This is a genomic window from Desulfuromonas sp. TF (assembly GCF_000472285.1).
GTDB lineage: Bacteria > Desulfobacterota > Desulfuromonadia > Desulfuromonadales > ATBO01 > ATBO01.
Map to the genome: position 1 here is coordinate 194,368 of NZ_KI421421.1, position 14,370 is coordinate 208,737.

Annotated in this window: 14 protein-coding genes and 1 tRNA gene; 11 read left to right on the top strand and 4 right to left on the bottom strand. The window is 54.4% G+C overall.

Translation table 11 applies throughout. The features are described from left to right. Window positions 1-31: 31 nt before the first annotated feature. Window positions 32-107, top strand: a tRNA-Glu gene (locus tag DTF_RS0112125). On the opposite strand, the gene DTF_RS26590 is transcribed toward DTF_RS0112125, so the two are convergent. Beyond that, window positions 102-239 (bottom strand): hypothetical protein, encoded by a 138-nt coding sequence (locus tag DTF_RS26590; RefSeq protein WP_155890805.1) that lies wholly within the window; start codon window positions 237-239, stop codon window positions 102-104. The two genes, DTF_RS0112125 and DTF_RS26590, sit on opposite strands and share 6 nt — an antisense overlap. 100 nt (window positions 240-339) lie before the next feature. Between DTF_RS26590 and DTF_RS0112135 the strand changes: the two genes are divergently transcribed. From DTF_RS0112135 to DTF_RS0112175, 9 genes are all read left to right on the top strand, one after another. Beyond that, complete coding sequence (locus DTF_RS0112135) at window positions 340-1,305, top strand: tetratricopeptide repeat protein (RefSeq protein ID WP_027715536.1); 966 nt, start codon at window positions 340-342, stop codon at window positions 1,303-1,305. Next, entirely contained in the window at window positions 1,302-1,853 is a 552-nt protein-coding gene (locus DTF_RS0112140; RefSeq protein ID WP_226989318.1) for a CoA-binding protein, read from the top strand. Before DTF_RS0112135 ends, DTF_RS0112140 begins: the two co-directional genes overlap by 4 nt. A 68-nt stretch (window positions 1,854-1,921) precedes the next feature. Continuing rightward, the gene (locus DTF_RS0112145; protein ID WP_051361264.1) at window positions 1,922-3,397 is read left to right on the top strand and encodes a hypothetical protein; all 1,476 of its coding nucleotides are present in this window, start codon (window positions 1,922-1,924) and stop codon (window positions 3,395-3,397) included. Between the two features lie 26 nt (window positions 3,398-3,423). After that, window positions 3,424-4,191 carry an ABC transporter permease gene (locus DTF_RS0112150; RefSeq protein ID WP_027715539.1) on the top strand — a complete coding sequence of 256 codons (768 nt, stop codon included), beginning with the start codon at window positions 3,424-3,426 and terminating at the stop codon, window positions 4,189-4,191. An 11-nt stretch (window positions 4,192-4,202) separates the two neighbouring features. Next, on the top strand, window positions 4,203-5,060 hold the full coding sequence (locus tag DTF_RS0112155) for an ABC transporter ATP-binding protein (RefSeq protein WP_051361265.1): 858 nt from the start codon (window positions 4,203-4,205) through the stop codon (window positions 5,058-5,060). A gap of 8 nt (window positions 5,061-5,068) precedes the next feature. Continuing rightward, on the top strand, window positions 5,069-6,157 hold the full coding sequence (locus DTF_RS0112160) for an MlaD family protein (RefSeq protein ID WP_027715541.1): 1,089 nt from the start codon (window positions 5,069-5,071) through the stop codon (window positions 6,155-6,157). 281 nt (window positions 6,158-6,438) lie between these two features. Further along, entirely contained in the window at window positions 6,439-7,437 is a 999-nt protein-coding gene (locus DTF_RS0112165; RefSeq protein WP_226989319.1) for a DmsE family decaheme c-type cytochrome, read from the top strand. Between the two features lie 48 nt (window positions 7,438-7,485). After that, on the top strand, window positions 7,486-9,645 hold the full coding sequence (locus DTF_RS0112170; RefSeq protein WP_027715543.1) for a hypothetical protein: 2,160 nt from the start codon (window positions 7,486-7,488) through the stop codon (window positions 9,643-9,645). 51 nt (window positions 9,646-9,696) lie between these two features. Beyond that, a complete protein-coding gene (locus DTF_RS0112175) occupies window positions 9,697-10,638 on the top strand; it encodes an ABC transporter substrate-binding protein (RefSeq protein ID WP_226989358.1) in 942 nt (313 codons plus the stop codon). Between the two features lie 109 nt (window positions 10,639-10,747). Here the strand turns inward: DTF_RS0112175 and DTF_RS0112180 are convergent, their stop codons facing one another. After that, window positions 10,748-11,188: a peptidoglycan-binding domain-containing protein gene (locus DTF_RS0112180; protein WP_027715545.1), complete on the bottom strand. Its 441-nt coding sequence runs from the start codon at window positions 11,186-11,188 to the stop codon at window positions 10,748-10,750. A 347-nt stretch (window positions 11,189-11,535) separates the two neighbouring features. On the opposite strand from DTF_RS0112180, the gene DTF_RS0112185 reads away from it, so the two are divergent. Further along, the gene (locus tag DTF_RS0112185; protein ID WP_027715546.1) at window positions 11,536-11,853 is read left to right on the top strand and encodes a BON domain-containing protein; all 318 of its coding nucleotides are present in this window, start codon (window positions 11,536-11,538) and stop codon (window positions 11,851-11,853) included. A 479-nt stretch (window positions 11,854-12,332) separates the two neighbouring features. Here DTF_RS0112185 and DTF_RS23345 read toward each other — a convergent pair whose 3' ends face one another. Both DTF_RS23345 and DTF_RS23350 read right to left on the bottom strand, forming a co-directional pair. Continuing rightward, window positions 12,333-12,857: a cytochrome c gene (locus DTF_RS23345; protein WP_035056965.1), complete on the bottom strand. Its 525-nt coding sequence runs from the start codon at window positions 12,855-12,857 to the stop codon at window positions 12,333-12,335. A gap of 150 nt (window positions 12,858-13,007) precedes the next feature. Beyond that, entirely contained in the window at window positions 13,008-14,009 is a 1,002-nt protein-coding gene (locus DTF_RS23350; RefSeq protein WP_035056968.1) for an SDR family oxidoreductase, read from the bottom strand. Window positions 14,010-14,370: the final 361 nt, after the last annotated feature.

Sequence of the window (14,370 nt, forward strand, 5' to 3'; positions counted from 1 at the left end):
AAAAAGGAATGCTTTTCCTTTACTATATAACGGTCCCTTCGTCTAGCGGTCTAGGACACCGGCCTTTCACGTCGGTAACACGGGTTCGATTCCCGTAGGGATCACCATTTACCGTCTCCCCGAGGGGAGGCATAAAGGTGGAGCATACGCTCCACCTTTGCTTTTTCCTCCCCCCGTTTTTTCAATCTCACAGTGAGCTTCTTCTTCCCTCCCGTCGCGTCCTTCTGATAGAATGCCACGGCTGCTCCTCATTCTCCTGCGCTTGTTTTTTCCTATGACCCGAATTATCCGGTCGATTTCTATAAAATGCCCCTTCAACGCGATTGAAAGGTCAGTTCCATGCCACAGGAAACATATAGCCAAGATTCCCTCTCAGAAGCCTTTCTCCTCTGGATTCCCGAGGAAGGACGCTCCCTGGCCGTGGGAGCGCAGCGGAGAGATCTGTCGCTTCCCCATATTCCTTTCCCAATTCACAGGGAAGACCTAGTCGACGAGGGCCCTTCCGACGATGCCGTCGGTCGGGGCGTATACGATTATCTGCGGCAGTTTCCCGACTGCCCCTGGAAAGTCGACTACGCCGAGCTGCTGCGCGAGGCTTTTCCCCATTACCTGGCCGATCTTGGAGCCCAGATCGTACTTCTTGACAGCAAGGAAGTCGACGCTCCCTATGTCCTTCGCAAGATCACTTACATGAAGATTTTCAGTCTCCTCGATCCAGCCAATGGAGGACTTCTGCAGCGGCTGGGAATGGCTTGTTATGAAGTTAGCCATATGTTTCCCGAATTGGGTCGCAGCCGTTATCATCTGCTTGCCGCTCTGGGCTATTTTCAACGTTCACTCAAGAGTCTCCCCGGCGATTTGACCAGCCTGAATTATCTTGGACAGATCGATTTCATCCTGGGTGATTATCCGGAGGCTGCGCGCCATTGGACCGACGTATTATCTGTCATGGAAGAAGGAACCGCCCGCGATGCCCTGAGGTTGAAGCTGAACCGGATCGACGCGCAGAAAGTTCCGGATCACCCCCTGGCCGATGATCTGGAGGCTATCGGGGAAGCCATGAAGTTGTATGGAGAAGGCAGAATCCGCGATGCGAAAATGATACTGGACGGGCTGGAGGAGGAAGGGGCGGTGGCCGCCGAATTCCCCAGCCCGGAATTTTATTATCTGCTCGGCATGTGTCGAGGCAAGGAGGGAGAGACCGGAGGGGCGTTCGAGGCCTTCGAAAAAGCCCTGGAAATTGATCCCGAATACGAACCGGCCCTGGAGGGGAAAAATTCCATCCTGGAAAGGGGGGGGATATGAGCGGGGTGACGTTCGGAGACATCTTTTTTATAATCATGGTGGGAGGGGGCGTTTATCTGATTCTGTTTTTTGTAAATCGCTCACGATCGGCTCGGCTGCCTAAAAATGCCTCCACCGCCGACATCATAAGCGACGATACGATCCTTTCCATCCTGACTGAAAACAAGACCGTCGCCCTGGTGGGCGCTTCATCCGATCCGAGCCGGCCCAGTCATCATGTTCTCGAATATCTCCTCAGGGAAGGATATACGGTCTTTCCGATCAACCCCCTGGAGGAGAAGATCTTGGGCCATCCGGTCCGCAAATCCCTTGCCGACCTGCCCCAGCACCCGGAAATCGTCGTCGTGTTTCGCCGTCCCGAACACGTCCCGGATATCACCCGGCAAGCGGCGGCAATGAAGGCCCGGGTCCTGTGGCTGCAGGAGGGGGTGATCAGTCATGAAGGACTGGATACCGCCCGCTCGGCGGGAATGGCGGTGGTCATGGACCGCTGCATCCGGAAGGAACATCGCCGTCTGGTGGGCGGCCATTCCGATGTGGGGGATTGAATCCTTTGAAAATATTGGATTGTCTTTAAGCGGATCTCCTGATAATATCCGCGTTTATTTGGGGTTAAATGGATCGGAATCTAAATATTTCATATTCGCTCGGGAGGTTCTTCCGGATTATTCTGCTTTCGGCTTTTCTCCTTTTTCCTTTTGCCGACGCATTTTGTGAAGAGGCGAAGATCTTCACCGTCTGGCCTCTGGCGGATTATCGTCGCTCGCCGGATGTCGATTATGCCAGCCTGAATCTTCTCGGACCGATCATTAAATACGAACGGAAGGGGAAGGAGCGTGAATTCTCACTCAGGCCTCTCTACTTTCGCGCCTGGGATGAGAATGCCGGTTACACCGAGTTTCTCTATCCGGTCGGCAGCAAGAAGTCTGAACCGGGACATACGTTTTTTCAGGGGCTTCATCTTCTCAATTATGATTTCGGTTCCAGAACCAAAGGGAGTGACAACGAGTTCATGCTCTTCCCCTTTGTGTTCTACGGAAAAACCGAGGAGCGGGGTTCCTATTTCGCCCTTTTCCCTGCGGGCGGGAAAATCTATGACAAATTCGGTCGGGATGAGATGCGGTTTGCCCTTTTTCCCCTTTACGGCCGGACCCGGAAGGACGACAGGACCATCACCAATATCGTATGGCCCGTTTTTGCAAGGATCCGGGGAAATAACGAATCGGGGTTGAAATTCTGGCCGCTTTACGGTCACAGCCGCAAAAATGGGGTCTATCGGAAAACCTTTTATCTCTGGCCCATAGGATTCCGCTACGATACCGGGCTCGATACTGAAAATCCGACTTATCTACGGACGGTTTTCCCTTTTTTTATCGGCAAGGAATCGCCACAGGAGTCCTCCCGCACCTATCTGTGGCCGTTTTTCAGCCATACGGAAAATCGACGGAAGGATTATGAGGAATGGAATTTCCCCTGGCCGCTTTTCCGTATTACTCATGGGACAGATAAGGAGGGAAAAAAATTTCTTCCTTTCTATGCCGATGAACGATCTAGAGATCAGCGCAAGCGCTGGTTTCTGTGGCCGGTATATAAAATCGAGGAGACTCATTCGGAAACTCTGAACCGGCGCCGCGACAGGATCCTCTATTTTCTGTATTCCAATCTTGAAGAGACCGTGTTCGATGAACCCGGCCCGCGGAAGAAGAGGGTTGCTCTATGGCCTCTCTTCACCTACGAACAGATAAAGGGAGTCTCTCACTTTCACACGCTATCTCTCCTCGAACCTTTTTTCCCCGAAAAGGACGGTTTCGAACGAAACTGGTCCCCCCTGTGGCGTCTTTACCAGCGTAAGTGGGACAAGCACGGCAACGAGATTTCTTCACTGTTTTGGAACCTGTACTGGAAAGAAAGGCGCGGTCCCGATCTCGTCATGGAAGTTTTCCCCTTTTTCTTCTACAAGCGGGAGACAGGACGGGGGACTGACTTCAAATTGTTCAAGGGACTGGTTCGATACCGGGACGACAAGGTTGGCAAAAAGCTCAATCTGTTTTACCTGCCCTGGGCCGTTCCAATGGGGCACAAAGATGAGTGAAGTCACCATTTCACGAAGGCGCAGGCATGCTTGAAATAATCGGCAGAAAAATACTCAATGCCGCCCAGACTACTGGAGAAATGCTGGCGCTGTTTTTCGAGACGGTTTATTTTTTTAAAGCCGCGCCGCGGAACCTGCCGGCGATCTTCCGACAGATGAGCGAAATCGGGATCGGCACCCTCCCCATCGCCTCCCTGATGGCCCTGTTCATCGGCATGGTCCTGGCCCTTCAGACCGGAGCGGAGCTGGCTCTCTACGGCACCCAGGAGGCCATCGGCGCCATCGTCGGCCTCTCCATGGTCAAGGAACTGGGGCCGGTCATGACCAGTCTGCTGGTGGCGGGGCGCATAGGATCCTCCATGGCGGCAGAGGTAGGAGCCATGGAAGTCTACGAGGAGATCGATGCCCTCAAGACATTGGAGATCAACCCGGTTCGCTATCTCGCCATGCCCAGGCTTCTGGCCTCTCTGTTCGCCGTGCCGGCCCTGGTGGTCTTTGCCACCATTATCGGGATCGCCGGCGGAGGTCTGGTCAGCGGAGTCAATCCCAAAATCAATGTCCCCTTCAATGTCTATTACGAAAACATGATCAGGGCTCTCACCTATACGGAAATCCTTAAAGGATTGCTCAAGGCGACCATTTTCGGCGGCATTATCGCCCAGGTCGGCTGTTATGTCGGTTTCAAGACCACCGGCGGCGCACGTGGCATCGGACAGTCGACCACCCGGGCCGTCGTACTTTCTTTTCTCCTCATTTTTGTCGCTAATTATTTCCTGACACGTTTGATGCTTTGATTGGTACAGCCATGGGTTCCAATAAAAATAATAAAAATTCGATCCTGAGCAAACTTACGCATGGCTTCACCGCCTCCATTTTTGACGGCTGCGAGTGCCGTTCGAATTATGAAGAGTCTCACGGCGTCTCCATCCGTATCGAAAAACTGAATAAATCGTACAATGGCAATCACGTTCTCAAGGATATCGACCTCGAAATCCGCCCCGGTGAAACTTTTTCCATCATCGGCCCTTCAGGGACGGGAAAGAGCGTACTGCTGAAGCACATCGTCAAGCTGGAGACTCCGGACAGCGGAAAAATCTTTATCGACGGCCACGATATCTACGAGGGGATGAGAGAGGAGGCCGAAAGGGATTATCGCTACAGCATGGTTTTCCAGTCTTCGGCCCTGTTCAATTCCTTGAGCGTCGGCGAGAACGTCGGATTGTGGCTGAGGGAAAAGCGCATCTGTATCGAACCCAGGATCCGGCGCATCATCCGCGACAAGCTTCGTCTGGTGGGGCTTGAGGGAAAAGAAGAGCTTATGACCTCCGAACTCTCGGGGGGGATGAGGAAACGAGTGGCCATTGCCCGTTCGCTGGCGATGAATCCTGATCTTATCCTCTACGACGAACCGACGGCGGAACTCGATCCGGTCACCTCCGACGAACTGGCCCGGGTCATCATGGCCCTGAAGGAACGGGTCAACCTCACCACGGTCATTGTCAGCCATGACCTGAACTTCGCTCTCTACCTCTCCGATCGCGTGGCCATGATAAGCGGCGGGCGGATCGTCGAGCTCGGAACGCCGGAGGAGATCAAGGCTAGTCAGAACCCCATTGTGAGAAAGTTCATTTATACGACCACCAAGGGTATCAAGGGGGATTAGATACGATTATGGGTATGTCTACCGAGAAGAAAGTCGGGCTGTTTTTCCTGCTGGCGCTCATCGCACTCGGAGTGATGATCGAGCTGGTCGAGGAATGGAGCCCCTTCGAAAAAAAGAATGAATATAAAGCCTATTTCAATTCCGCCGTCGGAATCAGAACCGGCGACCCTGTGCGCCTGGCAGGGGTAGAGGTCGGCAAGATCGACTCGATCGGTCTTGAGGAGAACCGTGTTCTGGTGAGGTTCCATGTGGAGGAGGGAACAGCCATCAAAAAAGATTCGGTCGCCGAGATCAGGCAGTCCAATCTTCTCGGCGGGCAGTTTCTCGGAATCACCTTTGGTTCGGAATCGAGTCCCGTCCTGCCCCCCGGTTCGGAGGTGCAGAGCAGGGAAGGGGTCAATATCGATCAGCTTATCACCAATATCGACCGCAATCAGGAGCGCGTTCTGGGCGCGCTTGGCGATCTGATCGAGGAAACGAAAGGCCCCCTTGCCGACACCGTCGGGCAGATCGAAAACATCGTCCGCAAGATCGATCAGGGAGACGGCACCCTTGGGCAGTTGGTGAACAACCCGCAACTTTACGACGATATCCAGTTTGTTGCCGGCGACCTTAAAATTATCCTCGACCGCCTGGAGAAAGGGGAGGGGACCCTGGGCCGGCTGCTGACCGATCCTTCCCTCTATGACGAGGCCAACGGCACCGTGGCCAATCTGCGAATTATTTCCGACCGGGTCAAAGAGGGCAAGGGATCGGTGGGACGGCTCTTTGCCGATGAGGGTCTATACGACAATGCCTCCGATGCTCTTGCCAATATCCGCGACATTTCGGACAAGGCCAACAAGGGGGCCGGAACCCTCGGCAAGCTGATCAATGACGATTCCCTGTACGAAGAAACCCGCGGCACGATGACCAATCTCAACAGCATCACGAAAAAGATCGACGGCGGGGAAGGGACTCTCGGACGACTGGTAAACGAAGACGATATCTATCGGGATGCCAAGACAACCCTGAACAAGGTGGAAAAAGCTGTCGACGGAATCAGCGATACTGGACCTCTTTCCGCCCTTGGTGTGGTTCTGGGCACCCTCTTCTGATTCTGCGTTTTCAAATAAGATTAAACTCGCGAAAACGCCGTCCCTTGCTTTGCAGGGACGGCGTTTTCGCGTAGAAATATTTTTTTTCATGCTCAGGAACCTTGTCACATCAACAATCCTTTGCATGTCATTCTGATTAATTCAGGGGGGGTATGTACTGGCTATAAAAAAATTTCATTTAACTGTAAATATTAACATGTATCTTGCATGAACCAAGAATTATAGCTTCCTTGTTATTTATTTTCAGAACTGAATCAATAGTGATGTCAGGAGGTCATGTTTTGAGCTATAGAATTATTCCCCTGGTATTCCTCTGTCTGCTGGCGGCCTGTACCGATTTCTCCACGCTGCGTTCTGATCAACCGATCAAACCGGTCCGGGAATATGAAAGAGTGCTCGTCGGACGTCTCGATTCGAATTATATCGGGACGGAACAATGCCTAGCCAAATGTCATGCCCACGACAAAATCAATAAGGATTTCGGCATGTCTGTTCACGGCGAGCAGGTTTCAAGCGAGAACGGACTGCCGCTGGTCAATTGCGAATCATGCCACGGACCGGGAAGCCTTGCGGTGGACGAACTGGCAACCACCGCCTCCGGCGAACCCCGCTGCCGCTTCGAAACCCTCCTGCCGCTTGAGAAGCTTCCGGCCCGTGCCCAGACACTGGTCTGCATCAAGTGCCATTCTGCTGCCTCTTCTCCCAACCTTCATTTCTGGAGTGCCGGCACACATGCCAACAGCGATGTGAGCTGCTTCGACTGTCACAAGTTGCATCGCGGTCCGCAGCAGAAGGTGAGCAGGCGCGAGATGGCCGAACTCTGCTACGGGTGCCACCAGCAGGTTCGCACGCAGTTCGCTCAATTTTCACATCACCCGGTCCCCGAAAACAAGGTCGCCTGCATCGACTGCCACGAACCGCACGGAAGTTCCCAGGAATACCTGCTGAAGGGAGTGACGGGTAAGGAGACGTGCACCCGGTGCCACATGGAATACCAGGGTCCCTTCGTCTATGAGCATGCAGACGTGACCGAAAACTGCACCAACTGCCATAAGTCGCACGGTTCGCCCAACGATCCACTGTTGACCACGAGCCAGCCGTTTTTATGCATGCAGTGCCATGCAGGCCACCACGGCCGTGGAACCCAGTCCGCCAAGGGGACTCTTTCCACACCGGAAATGAAGGCTGCATTCTATTCTCGCTGCACCGACTGCCATTCGTCGATCCACGGCACCGACATTCCTTCGGGCCACGGGCGGGGAAGTTTCATCGCTCGCTAGTGGAGAAGACGACTTTTTCAATGATCATTGCCGTTTCTGGAGGCGACTGTGAAATTGCGATTCTATGCAACGCTCCTTGCCCTGCCCGGACTTATCTTTCTCGCCGCCACACCCCTTCTTGCCGCCGATGCCGATGAATCGAATGTCGACGGCAAGGTAAAGATCGGCTATCGAGCAGTCAGCACGGATGGCAACCCCGGCCGCGCCGCCGAGTATTCCTTTCTCGAATCGAGTCCGACCCTCGGTCTCGACACCCGCGGCGGAAGCGGGACCCAACATTTTATTTTCGAAGGGATATACCTGAACGAAAACGACTATAGCGCCGAGGCGCACTACGACCAGGGCGGCCTGGTGCGCTTCGACCTGCGTTCCGAGCGCTTCTTCCATAATCTCGATCACGTTCCCTACGCCCCGGGCGTTCCGGGGTCACGCGGTGATGCCGATGGCGAGGCCTCGACTTCTGACGGCGCCGAGCGAATTCAATTCGAGGATCAGGACCCAGGAGAAGACTACGGTGTGCGGCTCGACACCAATGAGGCGCGCTTTCGCGGAAAATTTAAGGCTTTTCCGGCCCATTTGAACCTCCGCTACTGGCGGTTCGAGAAGAAAGGGGATCGGCAGTTGCGTTTCGTTGACGAGGGTTGGGACGATCCTGATTTCCCCAATCCTGTCAATCCCACCACCGGTGTACCCAACACCTGCAATGTCTGTCACATGCAGAGCAAAACCCGCGACATCGATCGCGTAACCGATGAGTTCACCGCGAGTGTGGACGCCCATCTCGGACCGATCGATCTAATTGTCGAGCAGCTTTTCCGTGAGTTCAGAGATCGAGAACCGATCCCGGTCGATACGTTCGAGGGCCATTCCCTTCGCCCGGCCGGGCAATATCAACACGACGAGAACCCGGATGCCAGACTGACCGAAACAACCTTTAAGGTTCACACCTCCCTTTCGGGCGGCGTGATCGGGGCCGCAAGCTTCACCATCGGTAAACGGGAAAACCGTTCCGACCTTGCTGCCGGGCAACCGTTCGGTGTAGACGGGGTCAGCGCAGAAACCGATTACTACAAGGCTTCCGGTGACCTGACCTACATCCCCTCGCCGCAGTGGACCTTCAATTTCCGTTACCGTCTTCTCGACCTCGACGCCGACAATTCCGACCGGCTCGCCGCCTATGGAGACGAATACCTCGTTCGGGAAAGCGTCGACCTGCGCCGCTCCAGCCACGAAGCGATGATCGCCTACAGGCCCAGCCGCAACTTTACGCTCAAAGGGGAATACCAGCTCGAAAACCTGCATCGAGGGAACACGGGTGGACCCGAAGTGCACCATGGATTTTCGGCGCCGATCGGATCTGTTCCCATGAATATCGACGATGTCTGGGAACTGCCGGAGGAAGAGGTTCTGCAGCGCTTCAAGGTCGGCCTACTGGCCCGTGCCCTCGACAGCAGGGCGTTGAAGGTGAATCTGTGGTATCAGTACCGGACCTCTGACGACCCGGCGTACGCCGCATCGTACGAGAATCGCCACGAGGTCTTCTTCGGGTCCACCTATTCTCCCTCGAACTTCTGGGGGATCAATCTGACCGCCAAAGCTTTAGTCGAGGAGAACGATCGACACAAGGAGTTTTTATTCGAAAACGACATTGAAAAATTGGTAGAACTTGACCGAGAGCGAGAGCAGCAGGATTTCAGCCTGGGCTTCTGGGCCAATCCAATATCGAAGCTCTCGGCAGGGCTCAATTATGCGTTCATGCGCTCCCGCATCCGCCAGGATCTACTCTTCGGCAATGACCTGGGGAACCCCATCGCATCACCCGATCCGATAGCCGCTCACGCTATCGTGGACGAACTGGTCGAATATTCACAGCACGTCCACACCGTCTCGGCCAATGCTTCAGTGCGCCTCCTAGAGGAGTTGATCCTGCGAGTCGACGGGTATCATATTCGCTCCTTTGCCGAATTCACACCCGGGTTCTTCGTCGATGCACCACCTCTCGATTTCCCCGCTTCTTCCGCCGGGCTTAAGGAACAAAGCCGCCTCGACATCCGCCAGAACGGGCTGAGTGCCGGTCTCGACTGGGCACCCGTACCCAGCTGGACGTACTCGCTCCGTTACACCTTTGATGATTATGAAGACCGTGATGCCAGTGCATTCGATGGCACCGTTCAGACCTACATGGCAAGCGTTTCCAGGTTCTGGTAGTAAGGGGAGATATGTTCCATGCATCAAATCCGTATAAAAACTTTATGTCTGATGATTTTTTTCTCTGTTTTGTCGGGGTTCTTATGGCCCCCTTCATCCGTCGCCAAAGAGCAGTTTGTCGCTGTCGTTATTACCGCCGATCTCCCTCGTTACAAACAAGCCCACGAAGCATTTGTTAAAATTCTCCGGACCGGCGGGTTGACCGAGGAGAAAGTGCAGGTTTACGTTCAGACTCCCAATCCAGATCCGATGTCATGGGCCAACAGTATCCGGAAGGCGGTCGGAGTGGGTGCGGATCTGATCGTCACTTATGGTGCTCCGGCGACCCTTGTCGCCAAAAAAGAATCGAGGGGAGTGCCGGTGCTTTTTGCCGACGTTTACGATCCGGTGGCACTTGGAATCGTCAAGGAGCTGGCCATCCCCGGAGGAGATATTACGGGTGTCAGCGGTAAGACGCCCTTGACGACCCTCATTAAGGCGTTTATCGAGGTTAAATCTGTGGGGACCATTGGAGTCCTTTATTCCTCCAACGATCAGAGTTCGTTGCTCCAGGTGGAGGAACTTGCTCAACTTGCCTCTCAATATGGTTTTTCCATAGTCAGGAAGGATGTCAACAGCCAGAAGAGTCTTCCCGGGGAACTTCAAGCCCTTACCGGAAAGGTCGACAGTTTGTTCGTGGCCGAAAGTGCTGTTTTGGCTCTGGATCTTCAGAAAATTCTTGACCATTCAAGTAAAAACAACCTTCCGGTAATTTCGCAAATCCCCGGATTTTCAGATATGGGGGCTCTGATGACTCTTGAAGCCGACCCCATCGAACAGGGACAACTTGTCGGCGTTCACGCTCTGCAGATCCTTACCGGGCAGAAAGCCCATACGCTTCCAATCCGCACTCCCAGAAAAGTGGCACTGATTATGAATCTTCACACCGCCAAAGAATTGCATCTTACGATCCCCTTTCAAGCCCTGAGCATGGCCACCAGGGTGATCAAGTAGAAAATCAACCATTTCAATTCCCTGTTCTGCTTAATTCATTTTCTACCTACCTATAAAAAAGCCGGGCCATATGCCCGGCTCAAATCATGGGTGGTTTACTCTTCCCTGATCAGTAGCCTTTCATCGTTCCCGTCTCTTCCGCTGGACTTTTCTCCGTTTCCCTTTGCGGTGTTTCTCCTTCGAATTCAGGAGCCAGGCCGAAGAACTCATGTTTTTCCGCAGGCGCCAAAGCTCTCAAGGTCTGTTCAGTGGGATTACCGGTAACAGCCAGGCCCTCAGATCTCTGGAATTCACGGATCGCTTCCTGTGTTTCCGTCCCGATATAGCCATCCGCATCGCCGGGATCATACCCCTTCTCGGCAAGAATTCTCTGCATTTCCTGGACCTGGCTGCGGTTCAGGGGTTGAAAGTCCGTATCCTGAATCTCCGCCATTCCGCCTCCAGGCACAGGAGGCATGCGGTATTTATCCAGATCTTCGCCCATGGCCGTTCCGGTCATGAGCAGTCCCGTTGCAATAGCCATGATGGTGACCAGTAAGATATGTCTCATTTTGCCATTCTCCTTCCTGTGGTTTTAAGGGGCCACCCACTGCCCTTGTGGGGCAACATGCCCGCATCCGGCACCACGTGCCGTGAGCTGAATCAACCTCATTTTTTTTCCTCTCTTATTTCTTTATCTAACAGGTCGTAAGGGCATGTCAATAAAGAAAAAATCATCATATTCCTACTCCTGCCTCACCGGGCGCGTCGAGGAGAATTCACCTGACATCGTCTCGAAGAAACGGTGAGACGCCCGCGAAGGGAAAAGTCGCTCCAGGTGTTGACTTCGCTTCAGGATGGGCTAAAGAGAAACCAGGGGGAAAAGACTACACACCACAGAGAAAGAGGAGGAAGTTTATGAGAACCACAGGTAAATATGCGAAGTTTCTGCTTGGTATTATCCTGCTGCTCGCTTTTACTGCTTGTTCCAGCACGGAACAAACCCGAAGCACCGGAACGTATGTGGACGACAAGGTGATTGCCAGCAAGGTGAAGACCGAACTGATCGCCAACGAAGAGACCAAGGCCAGGAATATCGAGGTCGAAGTCTATCAAGGCGTCGTTCAACTGAGCGGATTCGTGGAGACGGAAAGTTCCAAGAAGATGGCTGCTGACATCGCCCGCCGGGTGGAAGGTGTGGTTGATGTCAAAAATGATCTGATTATACGGAAGTAGATTCGATTTCGAGAGTTCGACGGCACTCAGGACAAACGATTGTACGGGTTCCCGATTCCAACCGGGTCGGGGACCCGTCTTAATACAAGAGGGGGGATGGTATCTCAGATTTCTCAAACCAACAAACAGAGAGGAGTCACATCATGTGGAAACCGGGTACCCGATCAAGAATCAGCATGCCTTTCAGAAAAAAGACCGCCAGGAAGTGGCGGATCTCCATGAACAGAAATGCGTCGAAATGGAAAAACGGAAGGACCCTCGGGCTCATCGGAGGAGGGGTGAGTCTTTTGGCCGGGACCACCTATTTTTTACTGAAACGCCAGGGCGGTGAATCCTTTACTCAGCAGGGACAGCGGCCCAGGCGTTCGCACACCAGCATGTCCTGAGTCGTGTCAACGTGGGGATGGGGGCGGAAACTCCTCCATCCCGGATCGCCGAACTAATTTCTCAGCTTTCCCCTGGGTGCCCGATCCTCTTTCTTAATGACTGTGTCCCACGGAATTTTCCCGACCCATCTCCTCACGGAGTCCCGCGTATTCTTGAGGGCTTATGTCGGGAAGTCTGGTGATGAAACCGACGATGTCTCCAATTTCCCTGTCGGAATGGGAGAGACCGAAAGCCGGCATTCCCGTCATCTTCAAACCGTTCTTGACGATCCAGAACAGCTCCTCTCTTGACCATTTCAACACTTCTTCCCCCAAGTCCGGCGGCTCCGGATTCTGCCCCTTGCTGATTTCGCTCTGTTCGATTCCCGGGGCCGAATGGCAGATGACGCACATTTCGTCATAGTGACGAAATCCTTCTCTGAAATTCGCCTCCTCCCGCTCCGGAGGGCCTGGAGCCTTATCGGCATGACGTCGAACCGAACGATCCCGGGTTGTTTCCATGATCCACTCCACTGCGTCCAGATGCGGCTCTGAAGCGGCGACATTATAGATCCCGGAATAGATGAAGAGGGAAAAACCTCCGATCAGCAGGACGGTCAGAATCAGAAATGCTTTCATGGGGTGAAAATCCTTTCTAATCCAGCGGGATGGCGATAGTGGGGATCAGGGCGTTTTCGCTGCAAAGCTTTTTGTCTCTTTCCTTGGAAATGGATCGATATCTCATTCGTGTTTCTTAGTGCTCTTCTTGGACAACCGAGTTTTTTAGAATTAACGCCTGCGCAGGGTAAGGCCGGCGGCCATCGCCCCCACCGCCAGCGTGCCGAGCCCGATCCAGCCCTTATTGCGGTTTGCCTGCCACTGCAGGCTATGGCGCCTGGCCCGGGCGTCGAAGGCGCCGTGCGCTCCGGGATCTCCGGGGAGGGAGGACCAGAGATCGTCGGGGCGGTTCGGGTCCTCGGGCTCGCTGGTCATCTGGGCGTCGAATCCCGTCCTGCCGAAATATCGGTCGAGGAGGCCGGCGATCAGTTTGTTGCCCCAGATCGCCTGCACCGTGCTGGCACCCACGTAGACCTCGCGCTTGCGGTGATGCGCTGCCCAGACGACGGCATCGGCTCCGATTTCCGGCTGAAAGATCGGCGGGACCGGCTGCGCCTTTCGCGGCAGGCGAGATTTCACCCAACCGAACTGGGGAGTGTTGAGGGCCGGCATCTGGACCATGGTGATGTGGACGTTGCTCTTGTCGTGCAGAAGTTCGCAGCGAATAGAATCGGTAAAGCCGCGGACGGCGGCTTTCGCTCCGCAGTAACTGCTCTGCAGAGGGATGCTGCGCATCGACAGGGCGGAACCGACCTGGACGATGGTTCCGCGGTCGCGCGGCAGCATCCTTTTCAGGGCAGCCATCGTCCCGTGGACGTACCCGAGATAGGTCACCTCAGTGACCCTGCGAAACTCTTCCGGAGTCATGTCCCGAAAAGCCGAAAAGACTGAAGTCATGGCGTTGTTTACCCATATGTCGATCGGACCGTAGGCTTTCTCCACCTCATCGGCGGCCGCCTCGATCCGGCCGGCATCGGCGACGTCCGCCGGCAGAACCAAGGCCTTGCCCCCGAGAGATTCCACTTCCTCACGGGTCGTTTCCAGCCTTTCCCTTCCCCGGGCCAGCAGGCCGATGCGGGCGCCCCGACTGGCGAACGCTCGGGTGATGGCGCGTCCCAGGCCGGCGCTCGCACCGGTGACAACGACAACCTCTTTCAGATTGGAATCAGCCATGCCGGTCTCCCAAGTTTAATCACGCGGTCTCTGGTCAGGTTAATTCTCGATCCTATGGAGTTCAATTACCTTATTTTATCGTAACTTTAGGAACTCGTCGGGCGTTGTCAACACAGGGTTACGATTAGGCTCGCCTTGACCGCTTCGCTCCGGCGATCTCAACGGGGGGAGCCTCCAGCATGCACTTGTAAAAAAGCTCCCGGCAGGATATCCCGCCGGGAGCTTTTTACTGCAGTCAAAGAATCTTACTTGTAAAGGTCTTCGTTGACCTCAGCCAGCTTCCTGTACAGGTCGAAGCGTGTTGCCGTGATCTTGTTGGCCTCTTCCATCAGCTTGGCCGCCGCCTCGGGGTTGGCTTTCT